Origin of the sequence: Streptomyces albicerus (assembly GCF_008905045.1) — a bacterium.
GTDB classification, from domain to species: Bacteria; Actinomycetota; Actinomycetes; order Streptomycetales; family Streptomycetaceae; genus Streptomyces; species Streptomyces albicerus.
Window position 1 is genome coordinate 36,991 of the sequence record NZ_VWMY01000005.1, and the last position, 18,889, is coordinate 55,879.

At 68.9% G+C, this 18,889-nt stretch carries 17 protein-coding genes; 7 read left to right on the plus strand and 10 right to left on the minus strand.

The window, feature by feature from the left end; translation table 11 throughout:
* Positions 1-126: 126 nt before the first annotated feature.
* From GAS53_RS56065 to GAS53_RS05345, 6 genes are all read right to left on the minus strand, one after another.
* Positions 127-1,275: an RICIN domain-containing protein gene (locus GAS53_RS56065; protein WP_225858755.1), complete on the minus strand. Its 1,149-nt coding sequence runs from the start codon at positions 1,273-1,275 to the stop codon at positions 127-129.
* A 9-nt stretch (positions 1,276-1,284) separates the two neighbouring features.
* Positions 1,285-2,025, minus strand: a complete 741-nt coding sequence (locus GAS53_RS56070; protein ID WP_225858772.1) for a glycoside hydrolase 43 family protein — start codon at positions 2,023-2,025, stop codon at positions 1,285-1,287.
* Between the two features lie 9 nt (positions 2,026-2,034).
* Positions 2,035-2,313 carry a hypothetical protein gene (locus GAS53_RS56075; protein ID WP_225858756.1) on the minus strand — a complete coding sequence of 93 codons (279 nt, stop codon included), beginning with the start codon at positions 2,311-2,313 and terminating at the stop codon, positions 2,035-2,037.
* Positions 2,310-2,453 carry a hypothetical protein gene (locus GAS53_RS55005; RefSeq protein ID WP_192582990.1) on the minus strand — a complete coding sequence of 48 codons (144 nt, stop codon included), beginning with the start codon at positions 2,451-2,453 and terminating at the stop codon, positions 2,310-2,312. Before GAS53_RS55005 ends, GAS53_RS56075 begins: the two co-directional genes overlap by 4 nt.
* Positions 2,454-2,487: 34 nt before the next feature.
* A complete protein-coding gene (locus tag GAS53_RS05340; protein WP_151476252.1) occupies positions 2,488-4,458 on the minus strand; it encodes a glycoside hydrolase family 97 protein in 1,971 nt (656 codons plus the stop codon).
* Between the two features lie 133 nt (positions 4,459-4,591).
* Positions 4,592-5,776, minus strand: coding sequence for an ROK family transcriptional regulator (locus GAS53_RS05345; protein ID WP_151476253.1), 1,185 nt, complete (start codon positions 5,774-5,776; stop codon positions 4,592-4,594).
* A 317-nt stretch (positions 5,777-6,093) separates the two neighbouring features.
* Between GAS53_RS05345 and GAS53_RS05350 the strand changes: the two genes are divergently transcribed.
* From GAS53_RS05350 to GAS53_RS05380, 7 genes are all read left to right on the plus strand, one after another.
* Positions 6,094-7,365 (plus strand): ABC transporter substrate-binding protein, encoded by a 1,272-nt coding sequence (locus GAS53_RS05350; protein WP_151476254.1) that lies wholly within the window; start codon positions 6,094-6,096, stop codon positions 7,363-7,365.
* A 15-nt stretch (positions 7,366-7,380) separates the two neighbouring features.
* A complete protein-coding gene (locus GAS53_RS05355) occupies positions 7,381-8,349 on the plus strand; it encodes a carbohydrate ABC transporter permease (protein ID WP_151476255.1) in 969 nt (322 codons plus the stop codon).
* Entirely contained in the window at positions 8,349-9,221 is an 873-nt protein-coding gene (locus GAS53_RS05360) for a carbohydrate ABC transporter permease (RefSeq protein ID WP_151476256.1), read from the plus strand. The genes GAS53_RS05355 and GAS53_RS05360 overlap by 1 nt, the downstream gene beginning before the upstream one ends.
* Before the next feature lie 76 nt (positions 9,222-9,297).
* A complete protein-coding gene (gene arfA / locus GAS53_RS05365; protein WP_151476257.1) occupies positions 9,298-10,833 on the plus strand; it encodes an arabinosylfuranosidase ArfA in 1,536 nt (511 codons plus the stop codon).
* An 85-nt stretch (positions 10,834-10,918) separates the two neighbouring features.
* The gene (locus tag GAS53_RS05370) at positions 10,919-12,424 is read left to right on the plus strand and encodes an RICIN domain-containing protein (RefSeq protein ID WP_225858757.1); all 1,506 of its coding nucleotides are present in this window, start codon (positions 10,919-10,921) and stop codon (positions 12,422-12,424) included.
* Between the two features lie 191 nt (positions 12,425-12,615).
* A complete protein-coding gene (locus GAS53_RS05375) occupies positions 12,616-13,341 on the plus strand; it encodes an RICIN domain-containing protein (RefSeq protein ID WP_151476258.1) in 726 nt (241 codons plus the stop codon).
* Between the two features lie 103 nt (positions 13,342-13,444).
* A complete protein-coding gene (locus GAS53_RS05380) occupies positions 13,445-15,784 on the plus strand; it encodes an alpha-L-fucosidase (protein ID WP_192582967.1) in 2,340 nt (779 codons plus the stop codon).
* A gap of 101 nt (positions 15,785-15,885) precedes the next feature.
* On the opposite strand, the gene GAS53_RS05385 is transcribed toward GAS53_RS05380, so the two are convergent.
* The 4 genes from GAS53_RS05385 to GAS53_RS05400 all read right to left on the minus strand — a co-directional run bounded on the left by GAS53_RS05385 (position 15,886) and on the right by GAS53_RS05400 (position 18,781).
* The gene (locus GAS53_RS05385; RefSeq protein ID WP_151476259.1) at positions 15,886-16,416 is read right to left on the minus strand and encodes a hypothetical protein; all 531 of its coding nucleotides are present in this window, start codon (positions 16,414-16,416) and stop codon (positions 15,886-15,888) included.
* Between the two features lie 20 nt (positions 16,417-16,436).
* Entirely contained in the window at positions 16,437-17,321 is an 885-nt protein-coding gene (locus GAS53_RS05390; protein ID WP_151476260.1) for an oxidoreductase, read from the minus strand.
* 94 nt (positions 17,322-17,415) lie between these two features.
* Positions 17,416-18,201 (minus strand): class F sortase, encoded by a 786-nt coding sequence (locus GAS53_RS05395; protein WP_151476261.1) that lies wholly within the window; start codon positions 18,199-18,201, stop codon positions 17,416-17,418.
* Positions 18,188-18,781, minus strand: coding sequence for a hypothetical protein (locus GAS53_RS05400; protein ID WP_151476262.1), 594 nt, complete (start codon positions 18,779-18,781; stop codon positions 18,188-18,190). The genes GAS53_RS05395 and GAS53_RS05400 overlap by 14 nt, the downstream gene beginning before the upstream one ends.
* Positions 18,782-18,889 lie beyond the last annotated feature (108 nt).

The window sequence follows — 18,889 nt, forward strand, 5'->3', positions numbered from 1 at the left end:
CGCGTCCGCTTCCGGGGCTCGCCGCAGAGATCAACCGACCCAGGTTCGGACGGGCCAGGCAAACGCCGGGCCCGGGAGGGGCGAGGGCGAAGAGTTATTACCGTTACCACGACGTCTTAAGGGTCCTCAGCCGGTGACGCGGTGGAAGGTCCATCGCTGGTTGGAGCTGCCGACGTCGCGGTACTGGATCAGCGCGACACCGTCGGCCGTGCTGCCTCCGCTGACGTCGAGCACCTTGCCGCTGTTGCGGTTGACCAGGAGGAACACGCCCCCGGTCTGCGGGCGCAGCTGCCACTGCTGGCTCGTCCGGCCGTCGGCGGTCGCCTGCACGACCCGCGCGCCGTCCGCTGTCGAGGACCCCGCCACGTCGAGCACCTTGCCGCTGCCGACGCATGTGATGGTGTGGTAGCCGTCCCCGGTGGACTGGAAGGCCCAGTGCTGGTTCGGTTTGCCGTTGTCGGGCCACTGGATCACGGCGGCGCCGTCCGCGTTCGACGCATCGGAGACGTCGGCGACCTTGCCGCTGCGCGCGCTGACGCACTTATAGGCCCTGGTGGGTGCGATGGTGTACTGCACCGAGTCCACGTCGACGTGGCCGGTGCCGTTCGGGTTGTAGGTGTAGATGCCGACCCGGTCACCGCGGTAGCCGCCCCAGGTGAGCTGGTAGGTGCCGCCGAACGCGGTGAACGTGCTCCCGTCGAGGCTGTAGGAGAACCGGCTGACTCCGTTGACGTCCCATGCGGTGCGCAGCCACACGGAGTTCTGGGTGATCACCGGACCGTTGGTCAGGCTGCCGCCGACGTTGTGCGCGATCGTGGTGGTGGTGCCGGAGCGCCGGACACCCAGCCCTGCGTAGGTTGCCGCGTAGTGGCACAGCCCGGCGTGCTGGCCGTCGGCGAGGCCGGCCAGTTCGAGGCGGACTGTCACCGTCGCGCCGCCCGCCGTGCGCAGCACCCGTTGGGTGAGGGTGTTCCCGGCCTTGGTCAGGTTGTCGCCCGCCAGCGGTGCGAATGCCTTCAGCCGCAGGAAGCCGGGGCGTTCGGTCAACGACCACCGGTCCGCGCGCGGTTGGTAGTGCCACTCCCACTGCGGCTTGAGGCGGGTGTCGGTGAACAAGTCGCTGGTCACCACGGGGGGCAGCGCGTCGACCGGCAGACCGGGCGTGCCGCCGGCGGGCACCTGGCCCGTCCACACCAAGTTGCCGATGCCGTCCGCGCCCACCGAGCCCAGGACCGGCCAGCCGTCCACCCAGGTCACCGGCAGCAGGGACAGCACGCGCCCCTCTCAGCGGCCCTGGCCGTGGTGGGTCACGAAGTGCCATGCGCCGTTCGGAGCCTGCACCAGCCCGCCCTGGTTGGGCTCTCGGTCCACCGAACCGTTGACGTGCTGCAGCTGCCGGGTCTCGAACGGGCCGGTCAGGCTGGTGCCGCGGTTCATCATGAGCACCCGGCCCTCCGGCTTCACCTCACTGAAGAGGTGGTAGTAGGTACCGTCGATCTTGTACAGCTTGTTGGCCTCGCTGCCCCGTGACTGGTGGATGACCGTGGACGGGCCGACCAGCGACTTCCCGTCCGTGGACAGCTTGTACAGGTGCACCTTGTAGGCGTCCGCGTAGTGCGTGGTGACCAGGTAGCCCTGGCCGTCGTCGTCCCAGAACGGGCACACGTCGTTCCAGCCGGAGGTCCTCCACAGCGCGTGCAACGGCTCCCAGGGCCCGGTCGGCGACGGGGCCGACGTCATGAAGAAGCCTTCGTCGGGCGTGTTGAAGTACACCCAGAACCGGCCCGCGTGGTGGCGGATGGACCCGGCCCACACGCCACGGCCGTAGCGGTTCATCCGGTCCCAGTTCAGCTCCGGTCCGATGCGGGTGACATCGTCGACCGCGCCGCCGAGCGTCCGCCAGTTGACCAGGTCCTTCGAGTGCAGCACGGCCATGCCGGGCGAGTACCCGAACGTGCTGGTGATGCCGTAGTAGTCGGCGCCGACCCGGATGCAGTCCCAGTCACTGAGGTCGGCCGGGATGATCGGGTTGACTTAGGTGCCGTCGCCCTGGTCACCCCACGTGCCGGCCGGAGGAGTGGCTGCCGCCGCCCTGCTCGGCGGCAGCAGGCCCGGCAGCAGGAGGGCCCCGGTGCCGACCGCGGCGAACCGGCCGAGCTGTCTTCTGGTGATGTCCACGATTCCGTCCTTGGGACTGGGGTGGTTGGGGTTGGTGACGGGCCGCCGACAGGCAACCGTCGAAAGTGACGTCTGGTCGTCTACGGCCTTCGTGGGCTGGACAGCCTCAGGCCCGGACACGTTCTCAGCAGTCATCGATCGAACGTGTTCCACGAGGCCCAGCCCATCGGTGCCGGGGGCACCGCGATCTGGTTGGACTTCACCGCGACCGGTTCCGCCCGGTCCGGTTCGGTGGCCTGCTGGTGCTGGAGGCCGACCAGGGCACCGGCGGCCATCGCGAGCACCGCGGTACGACCCGCGTCCGTCGCGTCAGCTCGGCTCGAGGATGATCGCCTGGCCGCCGGCGGGAGCCATCGCCACGTTCAACGTGGTGGCCGAGGTGACCGACCGGGTGCTGACCACGACCGGCGTCTGGTACGGGCTGGTGCCCGGGGTGCCGTCGGCGTAGACGGTCGCCGTGTATGTTCCGCCGCCCAGGAACGTCAGCGGGAGCGACAGGGTCCGGGACGTCTCGTTGGTCATCGCCCCGACGTACCAGGTGTCCCTGTGGCGGCGGGCGACGGCGACGTACTGGCCGATCGATCCGGCGAGGGTGCGGCTCTGGTCCCAGGTGGTGGGGATGGCGTCGAACCATGGCAGCCCCGGCCAGTTGGCCGTGTTGGCGTACTTGGACGGCGAGTCGTACCAGTACAGGAAGTTCAGCGGCTGGTAGAAGACCGCCGCCATGGCCATCTGGTGGACGTTGGTGGTCCGGTCCCGCGACTGGCCGTAGCAGATGGTGTAGTCCATCGGCCCGCCGATGTTGCGGGCGAACGGCAGGGTCACGTTGTGGCTCGCGGTCGGGAAGCGCTCGTTGCCGCGCACGCCCTCCATGGTGACCCAGTTCGGGTACGTCCGTTCGTAGCCGAACGGCCGCACGTTGTCGTGCATGTCCATCAGCAGGTTGTACTTGGCTGCCGTCCTGACCCAGTTCGTGATCTGGTTCGTCATCGCCTGGGTGCCGTCGTTGATGAATCCGAGCTTGACCCCTTTGACGCCCCAGCTCTTGTAGAGGCTGAACAGGCTGTCGGGGGTGTGGGCCGCTACGCGGTCGACGTAGAGGATGACGCCGATGCCCTTGCTCGTGGCGTAGGAGATCACCGAGGGCAGGTCGATCTCCGCTATCGCCTTTGTCGCGTCGGTGCCTCTTACGTCGCCGTACCAGCCACCGTCGTACTCGATGAACTGCAGGCCGCGAGCCACGGCGAAGTCGACGCCCGCCATCCCGGCGGCGGTGGTCAGCTGTACACGGAAGGCCTTGCCGGGCTTGATCCACGAGGTGTCGGCCAACGTGCTCGCGGGAGCCAGGTTGAGCACCAGCTCGGCGTTGTCGACCAGTTCGGCGTGGGTGGAGCCGGTCACCACCGCCCGCCAGGGCGTGGCGAACGGCGTGGTGACCGTCGAGGTCGTCTGGACCCTGTCCGAACCGCGGCCGGTGCGCTCCATCAGGTGGGCGGCGAGGGTGCCCGGCTGCCCGGACACGGAGCTGAGCATCAGCCGCGGGAAGTTGAGGCGGGAGGATTCGCAGATGCAGGCGATCAGGCCGCCGCCGGCGTAGGTGGCGGTCAGCGGCAGGTCGGTCAGCGGGCCGGTGTCCGTGGTCGAGGTGCCCGTGGAGGGGATCGAGCCGGGCGCGACCGGGTTGTAGGGGTCCTCGTCACGCGCGCTGTAGACCAGGGTGCTGTCGGGGAGGACGAACGTGGTCAGCTCGTCGGCGATGGTGGCGGTTCCCTTGCCGAGCAGCACGTACCGGAAGGCGACGCCAGTCGGGTAGGCGCGGATCTGGACGCTGAAGTTGATCAGCGAGGCGGTGTCCTGGAGGTTCCAGCGCATCTCCTGGTACCGGTCGCGGACCGTCGCGTTGCGGCCGTACACCGGAGTCCAGGTCTTGTCGATGGTCCAGTGCTGGTAGTTGGTGATCACCGTGCCGGCGGCGCCGAGCACCGTCCCGTCGCTCAGCTCGAGGCCGAGAGCCGAAGTGTCGACCACCGTCACGCCTCTTCGCTTTGCCGACCAGCTGAGCGCGCCCGAAGTCAGCGACATCGTGATGGTGTTGCTGCCGTCGGGGGCCGTCGCGGTGACCGAGGCGTCGGCCGCCGCGGCCGTCCCGGCCGCGCCGGCACCGAGCGCCGCGGTTCCCACGGTGACGGCGGCGCCCTTGAGGAGCCCACGTCGCGAGAGCCCTCCCGGGGCGTCGGCCGACGGCTGTTCAGGTATGGCGTGGCTCGCTGAATCTGCCATGACTCGTGCACCTCTCCGTTGCATGCATTTCGATTTGGGCACAAACAAACAAGGCCAAAGTTCCTGATTTCAGGCGCAGTTGGGCGCGCCCGGGAGTTCCGTCCTCAAGCTGGAGCCGCTCACAGCAGGAGTGTCAGGACAGGAACCCTTCGAGGACGAGGGTCGCCGCGCCGAGGCTGACCGGGTTGCGGTCGATGGGGCAGAGGCTGATCTCGGTGCCTTCCCAGGGTTCGGCGAGTGCGTAGCGGGCGGCGGTGGCGCGCACATGCGGCAGGACGGCGCTTCCCAGACTGTCGGCGACCCAGCCGGTGAGCACGATGATCTGCGGGTTGCACAGGTTGATCAGGTTGGCGATGGCGATGCCGAGGTAGCGGCCGGTCGTGGCGATCACCTGCTGTGCGGCGGGGTCGCCGGCCGCGTGTGCGGTGGCCAGGGCGTTGATGGTCGCCATCTGGTCGTCGGGGTGCAGGAGTGGGCTGTGCGGGTCGGTTTCCGCGAGGTGCTGCATGATGCCGGGTGCGCCCACGTAGGTCTCCACGCACCCGACGCATCCGCGGCGGCAGTTGCGGCCGTCGATGACCAGGTTGGTGTGGCCCCATTCGCCGGCCGTGTTCGTGGCTCCGCGGTAGAGCGCCCCCTGGATGACCAAGCCCGCGCCGACGCCGGTTCCCAGGGTGAGTACGGCGACGTTGTCGCGGCCGCGGGCGGCACCGAACCACAGTTCGGCGATGGTGCTCGCACGCAGCGGATTGTCGAGGATGACCGGCACATCGGGGAGCCGGTCGGTGAGCAGGGCCAGCAGTGGCACGTCGCTCCAGTTCCAGTTCGGGGCGAAGACGGAGGCTGTGCCGTCCGGCCGTACCTGGCCGGGAATGCTGACGCCGACCCCGAGAATCCTGCCGCGCTCCACCTGGGCCTGCGCGATCGCGTCGTCGATGCCGCGGACGATTCGGTCCACGACGTAGTCCGGCGAGTTGGTGTGCGGGTGCAGTTCGTACTCGGCTCTGGCCAGAACCCGCAGAGCGGGATCGAAGACCTCGACGTGGACGTAGGTCTCGGCGATGTCGACGCCGATGAGCCGGGGACCCTCGAGGGCGGGCGCGAGGAGGTTCCGTGGGCGTCCACCCCCCGAAGCCTGCTGTCCGATCTCGGCCAGAAGCCCCAGCTCGTGCAACTCGTTGACGATGTCGGAGGCGGTGGCCACCGACAGGCCCGTGGCTGCGGCGATGTCGCGCCTGACGACGGGCGCCGAGGCGATGAGATGCCGCATCACCGCGAAACGATTGGTCCGGCGAATGTCCTGGTACGTCCGCTTCAACGAGGTTGTCCTGTGCTCGATGGGGCTGGGGCGCCTGATCGTATCCACGGGGAGCGCGTCGTCGGAACTGCCGTGCACAGACTTTTTCTGGCTTGTTGACGAAGGGGTGTAGCGCGCATAACCTGCGTCTCGATCTGCTCGCTGCAACCCCCGTCAGCGGCAGGGATTCCCTCTCCGATTGCGTGCCCCCACCCCGCGGGCTTCGCGTCGCGCTCCTGCCGGCCGCACTCCGCGGCCGTCCACAGCGTCATCACCCGCCGTCGCGGCCTCGTCCCCAAGGCCCGGTCCCACACCCGTACTTCACAGCAGAGGTAGCCATGTCCCCTGAGCAGAACCCCAGCAGATCGTTCGGCCGCAGATCCTTCCTGCGCGCCTCCGGCACCGTGGCGGCGGCGGGATTCCTCGCCGCGTGCGGCGGGAACACGGGTCGCGGCGGCGGCTCCGGTGGTAAGGCGGCGATCAGCCAGTGGTACCACCAGTACGGCGAGGCGGGCACCCAGCAGGCGGCGCTGCGGTACGCGAAGGCGTACACCAAGGCCGACGTGTCGGTGCAGTGGATCCCCGGTGACTACGCCTCCAAGCTCTCCAGCGGCCTGGTCTCCAGCAACGGTCCCGACGTCTTCGAGTTCCACCCCGATGTGCAGATGGCCAAGTCCGGGCAGATCGTGCCCCTCGACGACATCATCGCGGACGTCAAGTCGGACTTCACGGACAAGGACCTGGCCGCCAACTCGGTGGACGGCAAGGTCTACGGCATCCGCATGATCGACGACCCGCAGTTCCTGTACTACCGCAAGAGCCTGCTGGAGAAGGCGGGCGTCCAGCCCCCGACCACCTTCGACGAGTTGATAGACGTCTCCCGCAAGCTCGACAAGGGCGGGGTCAAGGGCCTGTACCTAGGCCTGAAGGGCGGCAGCGACATCCTGGCCAGTCCACTGGTCTGGGCCACCGGCAGTGAACTGCTGACCGCCGACCACAAGGTCGCCTTCGACACCCCGGCGACAGTCGAGGGCCTGAAGAAGATGCGCGAGCTGTACACGAGCAAGACGCTGCTGCTCGGCGCGCCCACCGACTGGTTCGACCCGTCGGCGTTCACCCAGGGCCTGACGGCGATGCAGTGGTGCGGCATGTGGGCGATGCCCGGCATCCAGAAGGCACTGGGCGACGACTTCGGCATCGTCCCCCTGCCCGGCATCGGCAGCGCCGGCCGCCCGGTGGTCTACAACGGCGGCTGGTCCACCTACGTAAGCGCCAAGGCCAAGGACGTCGACGCGGCCAAGGCGTTCGTGAAGTGGCTGTGGATCGAACAGACGAAGCTCCAGGAGGACTGGTGCACCTCCTACGGCTTCCACATCCCCCCGCGCAAGAGCCTGGCGGCGAAGGCCACCAAGCTGCAGAGCGGCACCGCCGCCGAGGCGGTGAAGCTCTTCGACACCAACGGCCACTACGACGACCCGTACTGGACCCAGGGCATGATCACGATTTCCCAGGACATGGTGAACAACGTCGTGGTCAGCGGAAAGAACCCCGAGTCCGAGGTGGCCAAGGCCCGCACCCGGGTCGAGGCCGAACTCAAGAAGATCGTCTGAGGGGCCCCGACAGGCATGGCAACCACCACCACAGGTGGCGCCCGTCCGGGCGCCGCCGCGCCACCCGGCCCCGCGGTGAAGGCGAGACGTGACAGGCACGGGGTGCGAGGCAGCACCCGCACCTTCTGGCTCTTCGCGGGTCCCTTCCTGGCCGGTCTCCTGCTGTTCGTCTACGTGCCGGTCGGCTGGAGCTTCTACCTGAGCCTCTTCCAGGCCCAGAACACCGTCACCCCGACGAAGTTCGTCGGCCTGGACAACTACGCGGACATCCTCAGCGAAGGGCCGTTCACCGACAGCCTGTGGACCTTCACCCTCTTCGCGCTGATCGTCGTCCCTCTCACCTACGTCCTGGCTCTGGCGCTCGCGCTGCTCGTCCACCGCATCCGCGTCGCCCGTGCCTTCTTCCGTTCGGTGTTCTTCATACCCACCGCGTGTTCCTACGTCGTGGCCTCGATGGTGTGGAAGCTGTCTATCTTCAACGGGGTGCGCTTCGGTCTCGCCAACACCGTCCTGGGCTGGTTCGGGATCGAACCCATCGCCTGGATCGGCACCGCCTCCCCGCCCTGGTACTGGCTGGTGCTGGTCACCCTACGGCTCTGGCTCCAGCTGGGCTTCTACATGATCCTCTTCCTGGCCGCCCTCCAGCAGATCCCCAAGGAACTGTACGAAGCGGCCTGGACGGACGGCGCCCGGCCAGGCTGGCAGACCTTCCGGCACATCACCCTGCCGCAGCTGCGCACCACCTCGGTCGCCGTGGTGCTCCTCATGCTGATCGCGGCCTACCAGGCGTTCGACGAGTTCTACAACCTGCTGCCCAACACCCCTTACGCACGGCCGCCGTTGGTCTACCTCTACTACACGGCCCTCGGGCAGGGTCAGGACTTCGGCCACGGCAGCGCCGGGGCGCTGGTGCTGTCGGCACTCATCACGATGGTGACGCTGCTGCAGGGCAGGATCTTCGGCTTCGGAAAGGCGGACAGCTGATGGCCACCTCCTCCACCACCCATGTCCGCAGCCGTCCACGCGCAGGGAGCGGACGGGCCGGCAGCGTCGCCGTCTACACCGTCGCCGTCGTCGCGGCGCTGCTGTTCCTGGTCCCGTTCTATCTGCTGATCCGCAACAGCCTGGCCACCGACGCCGACATCACCGGGGCGAACTGGAAGTTCTTCCCGACCGAGCTGCACTGGGAGAACATCCCCGAGCTGTTCAACGACCCCGCGGTTCCCATGGCGCGCAGCATGTGGAACTCCCTCGTCGTCGGAGTGCTCGGCACCGCCGGGCAGCTGCTGGTCTGCTCCCTGGCCGGCTACGCGCTGGCCCGCGTCCCGTACCGCCACGCCAACAAGATCTTCTACGCGGTGCTGGCCACTCTCATGATCCCCAGCGCGGTCACCTTCGTGCCCAGCTTCGTCCTGGTGTCATCACTGGGCTGGGTCTCCAGCCTGCAAGGTCTGATCGTGCCCGGCCTGTTCAGCGGCTTCACCGCCTTCCTCTTCCGGCAGTACTTCCTCGGCTTCCCCAAGGAGCTGGAGGAGGCCGCCCGGATCGACGGTCTCGGCAGCTGGGGCACGTACTGGCGGATCGTCGTCCCCAACTCCCGTGGCTTCTTCTCGGCGATCGCGGTGATCACCTTCATCACCAACTGGAACGCCTTCCTGTGGCCGCTGGTCATCGGCCAGGACCAGTCCAGCTGGACGGTGCAGGTGGCCCTGTCGACCTTCACCACCGCGCAGACCGTCAACATCCACGAGCTGTTCCTCGCCGCCACCGTGTCGATCCTGCCGCTGGTGCTCGTCTTCCTCTTCCTGCAGCGATACCTGGTCGAAGGCGTCGCGCACACCGGCATCAAGGGTTGACCGCAGAGCCAGCCCGGCAACCGCACAGAACGCCACTCTTCGCACCGATCCATCCCGATCCATCTCGGAGTGACCCATGCCCAACCCCGCCGGCCGCCCGCCGCTCGCAGGGGCCATACATCTGGACCCCAACTTCACCGTCGGCGAGGTGAATCCGCGGCTGTTCGGATCCTTCGTCGAGCACCTCGGCCGCTGCGTCTACACCGGCGTCTTCGAACCGGACCACCCGAGCGCCGACGAGGACGGACTGCGCACCGATGTCCTGGCCCTGATCCGGGAACTGGGTGTCACCATGGTCCGCTATCCCGGGGGCAACTTCGTCTCCGGCTACCGCTGGGAAGACGGAGTCGGCCCGGTGGAGCAGCGGCCCCGCCGGCTCGACGGCGCCTGGCGGACCGTCGAGACGAACCGGTTCGGGCTGAACGAGTTCATGCGCTTCGCCGCCAAGGCCGACGTCGAGCCGATGCAGGCCGTCAACCTCGGCACCCGCGGCCTGCAGGAGGCACTCGACCTCCTGGAGTACACCAACCACCCCGTCGGCACGGCCTTCTCCGAGCTGCGCCGCTCGCACGGCGTGGACAAGCCGCACGGCATCCGGCTGTGGTGCCTGGGCAACGAGATGGACGGCCCTTGGCAGCTCGGTCACAAGAGCGCCGACGAGTACGGCCGCCTCGCCGCCGTCACCGCCAAGGCCATGCGCGACGTCGACCCCGGCTTGGAACTGGTCGCCTGCGGAAGCTCCAACCGCTCCATGCCGACCTTCGGCAGCTGGGAGGCGACGGTCCTGGAGCACACGTACGACCTCGTCGACTTCATCTCCTGCCACGCCTACTACGAGGAAAGCGACGGCGACGTCGACAGCTTCCTCGCCTCGGCCGCCGACATGGAGGCCTTCATCGACGGGGTGGTCGCCACCGCCGACCACATCGGGGCCAAGCGGCACTCCGGCAAGCGGATCAACCTCTCCTTCGACGAGTGGAACGTCTGGTACCAGAGCCGACCGGTCAACAACACCGACACCCCGGACTGGAGCGTGGCCCCGCGCCAGCTCGAGGACGTCTACACCGTCACCGACGCCGTCGTGGTCGGCAGCCTGCTGATCACCCTGCTGCGCCACTGCGACCGTGTCACGGCGGCCTGCCTCGCCCAGCTGGTGAACGTCATCGCCCCCATCATGACCGAGCCCGGCGGCCCGGCCTGGCGGCAGACCATCTTCCACCCCTTCGCCGACGCGGCCCGCCACGGCCACGGCCAAGTACTCCGGCTCGCCCTGGACAGCCCCGTCCACGACACCGCCCGCTACGGCGAGGTGCCCCTGCTGCACGCGACCGCCGTCCAGCAGGAGGACGGGATGCTCACCGTCTTCGCCGTCAACCGGGACACCACGAGGCCGCTCGAACTCACCGCCGACCTGCGGGCGTTCAAGCCGGTGGCCGGGGAGGTGACGCATACCGTCCTGGCCGACCCCGACCGCCACGCGGCCAACACGCTCCAGCATCAGGACCGCGTGACGCCGAAGCCGGTGACCGGCACCGTCACGGACGGCGGACGGCTGAGCGCCCTGCTGCCGCCGATGTCCTGGAACACCATCACCATCCCGCTCGCCCCCTGAGCGGCCCCAGGATCCCACCGCTCGACCCGCACTTCCCCTGCACTTCCCCAGCACTATCCCCGGACCTCAACGGAGAGGTGACACCATGCCCGACACCACATCACACCGCACACCGCCACCGCGCGCCCGATGGCGGACCACCATGGCCGCCTTCCTGACCCTGCTGGGCAGCCTCGCCGCCCTGCTCGTGCCCGCCACGCAGGCACACGCGGACACGGTGACCTTCACGACGGGCGCCGCACGAACCGACCAGAACGGCAACACACTGCAGTTGCACGGGCTCGGCATCGTCAAGGTCGGCGACACCTGGTTCGGCTTCGGCGAGGACAAGACCGGCAAGACGTCGGCGGACACGTCGTTCCAGAACATCACCTGCTACTCCTCGACCGACCTGGCGAACTGGACCTACGAGCGTCAGGCCCTGAGCCGGCAGGCCGGCGGTGACCTGGGCCCCAGCCGCATCGTGGAGCGGCCGAAGGTCATCTACAACAAGTCGACCAGCACGTACGTGATGTACATGCACATCGACAGCACCAACTACGCCGAGGCCAAGGTCGGTGTGGCCACGAGCAGCACGCCGTGCGGCCCGTACACCTACCGGGGCAGCTTCCGGCCGATGGGCAACCTCAGCCGGGACATCGGCCTGTTCCAGGAAACCGACGGCACCGCCTACCTGATGAGCGAGGACCGCAACAACGGCCTGCGCATCTACAAGCTCTCCGCCGACTACCTCTCAGTCGACAGCGCGGTGGCGGTCCTGGGCAGCGGCGGCAGCAGCGGCAGCGTCGAGTCGCCCGCCATGGTGAAGACCGGCGGGATGTACTACGTCTTCGGCTCCCGCCTGACGGGCTGGAGCCTGAACGACAACGTCTACGCCACCGCCACGTCACTGAGCGGCCCCTGGTCGGCGTTCCGGAACTTCGCCGCCCCCGGCACCAAGACCTACGGCAGCCAGACGGCGAACGTCATCACGGTCCAGGGCACCTCCGGCACCACGTACATCTACGCCGGTGACCGCTGGGACACCGCCAACCTGGGCGCTTCGAAGCTGATCTGGCTGCCACTGACCATCCGGGGCACGACGGTGAACCTCGGTCAGTACCCGACCTGGTCCCTCGACGTGGACGCGGGCACGTGGACGGCCGACAGCGGGATCCCGGCGGAGGGGGTCCACACGCTGAAGAACCTCAGCAGCTCGATGCTGATGGACGTCTCCAGCGGCTCCACCGCGACCGGCGCCAAGATCATCCAGTGGCCGTCCACCGGCGGTACGAACCAGCAGTGGACCCTCAAGCGGGTGGCGGACAACATCTTCACGCTCAAGAGCGTCAAGAGCGGCCTGTGCCTGGACGTCCCCGACAAGTCGACCACCGCCGGCGTCCAGTTGCACCAGTGGACCTGCAACGGCGGGACGAACCAGCAGTGGGCCCTCGACCTGACCGGCAGTTACACCGGCAGCAACTACATGCTGGTGGGCATCGGCAGCGGTCTGCACATCGGCGTCGCGGGCTCGACCACCCAGGGAGCGGCGGTGGACCAGGAGCTCGGCGGTAGCGCGAGCCCCAACAGCGAGACCTGGACTCTCTCCTGACCGCGTGCCCCGGCGGCCCCGCCATCGAGTTGGCCGCCGGGGCACGTCCCATACGGGGGATCACCTCACGGGCCGGTGCGGACCGGGACGTTGTCCGCTCGTCTGCCGATGACTTCCCACACATCCCAACTCCCGCATTCCGCACAGCCCTCAAGCAGACAAAGGAGTTTGCGTGATGGACCACTCCATGGATCGCATCCCGCCCCGGCGTCCTGGAGATCCTGCCGGCCCTGCCCGACCAACTGGCGAAGGGCTCCATCACCGGCGTACGGGCACGCGGCCGCATCCGTGTCCACACCTTCAGCTGGGACTTGTCCGCCCGCACCGCCACCCTGTCCGTCACCTCCGCCGTCAACCAGGACGTCACCCTCATCAGCCGCCGCGGCATGACATCGGTGACCACGTCGGCGACCGTGGCCTCCTCTCCCCTGGGCACCCACGCGCGCAAGGTCACGCTGGCCGCCGGGCAGCGCACGGACATCACCGTCTCCCTGCTCAGCGGTTCGTTCCGGCTGGTCAACCGGCGCAGCGGCAAGGCCCTGGACGTCTCCGGCGCCGGCACTGCCGACGGCGGGAAGATCATCCAGTACACCTCGTCGGGCGCCACCAGCCAGCAGTGGCGGTTCCTGCCCAACGCCGACGGCTCCTTCCGCCTCGCCGCCCGGCACAGCGGCAAGGTCCTCGACAGCCCCGGCGGCTCCGCCCAGGGCACCCAGCTCGTCCAGTGGCAGGACACGGGCGGCGACAACCAGCGGTGGAAGCTCGTCGACACGGGCGGCGCCTACTACCGGCTCGTCAACGTCCGCAACGGCTGGTGCGCGGACGTCGCAAACGGCTCCACGACCGACAACGCCCGCGTCATCCAGTGGCCCGCCGGTACCGGCACCAACCAGCAGTGGCAGCTCGTCGCTGTGTGACGGAACGGTGCGGTGCGGCATTCCCCGCCCGCACCGAGGCCCATCGCACGTACCTGAGCCGCATGACCGTCCGTGCCGTTCTGTGAACAGTCAGGAGAGAACCTTGTCCGAACCGATCAGTCGCCGCAGAGTGCTGTCCGGCATGGCTGCCATGACGGTTGCCGCCGCGGTCTCACCGACGCTGGCGACACCCGCACACGCCGCCACCTCCCCCCAGCCGCTGCCCCTTCTCCCGCTGCGGATCCCCAAGTCGGAGCTGGGCATCGAGCAGCAGTCCGACGAGAAGCTCCAGTGGCTGCAGGACGCCAAGCTGGGCATGTTCATCCACTGGGGTGTGTACTCGGGCCCGGCCAAGGGCGAGTGGTACATGGAGAACTCCGCCGTCACGCCGGAGAACTACAAGAAGTACTTCACCGACGCGACCAGCGAGCAGTTCACGGCGAGCGCCTACAAGCCTGCCGACTGGGCCCAGTTGGCCAAAGACATGGGCGCGAAGTACACCGTTCTGACGACCCGTCACCACGACGGCTTCGCCCTGTGGCCGTCCACCCACCCGAACGCCTTCCATGCCGGACAGGCCCCGATGCAGCGGGACCTGGTCGGCGAGTACGTCACCGCCGTACGCGACGCCGGGCTCAGGGTGGGCCTGTACTTCTCCCCGATGAGCTGGCGTTACCCCGGCTACTACGACGTCACCGGCACCAACTGCCTGCCGAACAAGTGGGGTTACACCACCGATCCCGCGCACAAGGAGAACGCGCGGGTCATGAAGAACGAGGTGTACCAGCAGGTCAAGGAGCTGATGACCAAGTACGGCAAGATCGACGACATCTACTTCGACGGCGGCTGGCTGGGCCAGCAAGGCAGGGACGCGGACGCTGCCTTCTTCTGGGAGCCCGGAAAGGTCCGCGACAGCGCCAATCAGTGGCCGGTGGACGCCGCCTACAGCGATACCGACTCCGCCACCGGCAGCCCCCTCGGTGTGATGGGCCTGGTGCGCAAGCACCAACCCGACGTCGTGGTCAACCCGCGCTCCGGCTGGATGGGCGACTACCTCAGCGAGGAAGGCAGTTCGATCCCCTCCGGCGCCATGCGCACCGGGCATCTGGCGGAGAAGAACTTCACCATCTGCGGTACCTGGGGCTACAAGGCCGGCGCACCCGTGATGAGCTTCGGCACCATCATGGCCATCCTGGTCAACTCCTGGGTGCGCAACATGGTCTGCCTGCTCAACGTCGGTCCCGACCGGACCGGGGCGATCCCCGCCGACCAGGCCGCAGTGGTGCGCCGGGTCGGTTCCTTCCTGACCTCCTGCGGCCAGGCCGTCTACGGCACCCGCGGCGGACCCTGGCAACCGGTGGACGGCAAGTACGGCTTCACGTCCAAGGGCAACACCTTCTACATCCACCTGCTGTCCGGCTACAGCGGAACCTCCTTCACCACCCCGTCGATCGGGGACGCCCAGGTCACCCGTGTCTTCGACGTCGCCGCGGGCACCGACCTCCCGTACACCGTCGGCACGGACGGCGGGGTGACGATCACCGGCATCAACCGCACCCGCATCCCCGAGGACAGCGTCGTCGGGGTCGCACTGGACCGCTCCGTGCAGCCGGCCGACATCGCCGCCGGCAAGACCGCGACCGCCGACAGCGAGCAGACGTCCAAGGGCAACACCGCGGCCAAGGCGGTCGACGGAGCCACCGCCACCCGCTGGTGCGCGAACGACGGCAACGCCGGCCACTGGCTCAAGGTCGACCTCGGCTCGACCCGCTCGCTGACCGGCACCCGGATCGCCTGGGAACTGGACAAGACCAACTACCGGTACAAGATCGAGGGCTCCACCGACAACAGCACGTGGACCACGCTCGTCGACAACACCGCCACCACCGGCACGCGCCAAATCCAGACGGCCGTGTTCCAGGCCCAGGCACGGTACGTCCGCGTCACCGTCACCGGGCTGCCCGCCGGGGTGTACGCATCGATCCGCAACCTGGAGGTCCACGACCGTCCCTTCACCGCGGACCTGGGCACCTACAAGGTGATCAACCGCAAGAGCGGCAAGGCGCTGGACGTCTCCAACGCCTCGACCGCCGACGGCGCCACGCTCATCCAGTGGCCCTACGGCGGCGGGACCAACCAGCAGTGGAGCCTCCTGCCGAACATTGACGGATCGTTCCGGCTGGTCAACGCCAAGAGCAGCAAGCTCCTGCAGAGCCCCAACAGCACCCAGGGCGCCACCCTGACCCAGTTGTCCGACAACGGCGACGACAACCAGTGGTGGAAGCTGGTCCCCTCGGCCACCAGCGGCTACTACCGGCTCGTCAACGTCCGCACCGGCTGGTGCGCCGACGTCGCCAACGCCTCCACCGCCGACGGCGCCAACGTCATCCAGTGGCCCTCCACCGGCGGGTCCAACCAGGACTGGCAGGTCGTCGCACTGTGACGGCGCATGGCAGGGGCGCGCCGCTGGACGGCGCGCCCCTGCCATGCCCCCTCTCCCTGAAACGCAACTGGAGTCAGCACCATGGGCTGTCCGACCAGTTCTTACCCACGTGTCCCGTGCAGGGCACCGCGAGCGACGTCGACGAAGTTCACGACCGACTCCCAGAACGGGCGGTAGCAGTCGTCGAAGCGCTGGGCGGCGTCCGCCTCGCCGGCGATCATCGCCCCCAGCGCGCGATAGTTTTCGCTGGTCGAGCGGCGCAGCCGGTCCGCGGCCGCGGCGACCTGCGGTGGGCCCTCCAGGTCCGCCACCCAGACCCGCTGGCGCAGTACGGCGTACTCGCCGCGGAGCCGTACCCGCAGATCCTTCAGCGTGGCGAGGCGCTCGTCGGCATCGCTGATCTCATGCGCGTCGGTGACCTTCCAGTAGAGGTCGCCCATGCGCTGAGCCTGCTCGATGACGTCGACGTACGCCGAGCGCCGGGCCGCCCGGAGCCGGTCCGCCTGCACGGTCGTGGCGGCCGCGTCCGCCTGGATGCGTGCGGCCCGGGCAGTGCCGCGGCTGGTCACCCAACTCGCGAGCACCGCGGTCCCCGCCGTCAGCGCGGCCACCCACAGAGTGCTGTCACCCATACCGGAGAAGTCCCCAACCGTCAGGCGAGCCGGGCGAGTTCATCGTCCGACAGCCGGATCGCGCCCGCTGCCACGTTCTCCACGAGATGATCCGGATCGCCGGTACCCGGGATCGCCAGGATGTGCGGGCCGCGGTGCAGCGTCCAGGCCAGCCGGATCTGCGCGGACGTCACGCCGTGGGCGCGGGCGATGGCGAGGATCTCGGCATCGTCGGCGTCGGCCGCGCCCCTCGCACCGCCTTCGCCGGCGATCGCGAAGAACGGCACGAAGGCGATGCCCTGGTCACCGCAGATCCGCAGGACGTCGTCGCCGTCATCGGTACGCGTGTCGAGGGAGTACCGGTTCTGGACGCAGACCACCGGCGCGATGGCCTGCGCCTCCGCGAGCTGCTCGGGGTCGACGTCCGAAACACCGAGGTGGCGGACGAGCCCGGCCTCACGCAGTTCGGCCAGTGCGCCGAAGTGCTCGGCGATCGAATGACGGCCGTGCGTCCGCAGGTTGACCACGTCGAGGTGGTCCCGGCCGAGCTGGCGCAGATTCTCCTCCACCTGGCCGCGCAGCTGCTCGGGCCTGGCCCAGGGCAGCCATGCGCCCGACGGATCGCGGCCAGGACCGACCTTGGTGACGATGACCAGGTCGTCCGGATACGGGGCCAGCGCCGAGTTGATCAGTTCGTTGGCGGAGCGCAGGGACGAGAAGTAGAAGGCGGCGGTGTCCACGTGGTTGACGCCCAGTTCCAGCGCGCGCCGGAGCACACCGATCGACCGCTCGCGGTCGCTCGGTGTGCCCAGGTCGAAGGGGCGGCTTCCGGTCAGCCGCATGGCGCCGAATCCGAGCCGGTTGACCGTGAGGTCCCCGAGCCGCCAGGTCCCCGCTGCCGCCGCGTTGATCGTCTCTGAGGTCACCGTCGGAGTCTGGCACGGCGGCTCGGACCGTGGGGGCGTACAACGAAAAGTGATCTTCGTCGGACCTGGGACCCGGGGCTTCGATCCGGGTGACCTAGGCGTGGCGAGCCGGCTCCCGCGTCTGCGTCAGATGCGCGAAGACGACGACGTTGCTCCGGTAGCCGGTCTTCCGGTCGTACACCCCGCCGCAGGTGATCAGCCGCAGCTCCGGGCGCTTTCTGGCGCCGTACACCTCCTGACTGGGGAAGCGCGCCTTGTCGTACGTGCGGACGGCGTCCACGGTGTAGACCGCGGTGCGGCCGTCGGCGCGCCGGGCCTCGACGTGCCGGCCGGGGCGCAGGTCGCCCAGGCCGGCGAAGACGGCGGGCCCGGTGGCGGTGTCCAGGTGGCCGACCACCACGGCGGTGCCCGCCTCTCCGGGTGAGGGGCCGGCCTCGTACCAGCCGACCAGTTCGGGGTTGTCCACCGGCGGGGTGGTGAGCTGCCGCTTGCGGTCCAGGCGCAGTCCCATGACCGGGGCCTCCAGGCCGAGATACGGGATGCTCAGGACCGTGGCCCTGGACCGCGGGAGCGGCCGGGGCAGCGGGCTGGGGCGGGGGACTGGAGGCCGTGCGCGGACGGGAGGCTGTACGTGGACTGGAGGCCGTACGCGTACGGGACTGCGCAGGGGCTTCGGTGTCGCGGCGGCGGGGGGACCCGGGGACGCTTTCGCGTCCCCGGGCTCCGACATCGGGGCGGCGGTCGGTTCTGCCGGCCGGCCGTCGTCCTCGGCCCACCAGATGCCGCCCAACACCAGGGAGAAGGCCAGCACGGCCGTTCTCGTCAGGCGGTAGGCGCGCGTCCGGTACCAGGGCCTGGGCGCACGTCTACGCGGCGCCATCGGGCCGGCGGCGCAGCATCCGGAAGTAGACGAAGCCCGAGACACCGACCAGGCCCACCGCGGCCGCGGCGCCGGCCGCCGACACGCTCGGCGTCTCGGCGAGACCGCCGCCACCGGCCGGCACTGCGCCGTTGGGTCCGGCCACGGGCGGCGCCTGCTTGCAGTCGACCTGGAACACCTTGTGCTTGCCCGCCCCCAGGCCACCCGTGATCTTCCAGGTGAGCTTGTACTGACCGTCGGGCAGTGCCAGCGTGTCGGTGCGGCCCATGCCGGTCGGGAGCGTGAGGGCGCCGTTGAGTGTGGCGCTTCCTCGGGTCGCGGGCTGCGGCTCGATGAGCCAGGTGATCCCCTCTACGTCGTCGAAGTTGAAGGCGGCCAGGTAGAACTTGCAGACCTTCGGCTCGTTGCGCGGGTCGGTGGGAGACGTTGTCTCCGCGTGGATCTTGACGTCGCCGTTGTCGCCGGGGGCGGCGAAGGCGGCCGGTGCCCCGAGGAGGGCGGTTCCGGCGAGCGTGAGCGCGGTGAGGGCGGCGGCTCCGGTGCGGGCACGGGCCGTGCGGGGGAGTGGTGACGCGGGCATGCAGATTCCTCCGAGCGGAATGATTGTCGTATAAATCGGTCCTGCGTCTGACTCCCTTTCACATCCCGGATCCGAATGCCCGGAGCATCGCTGATGAACCGTCAGAGA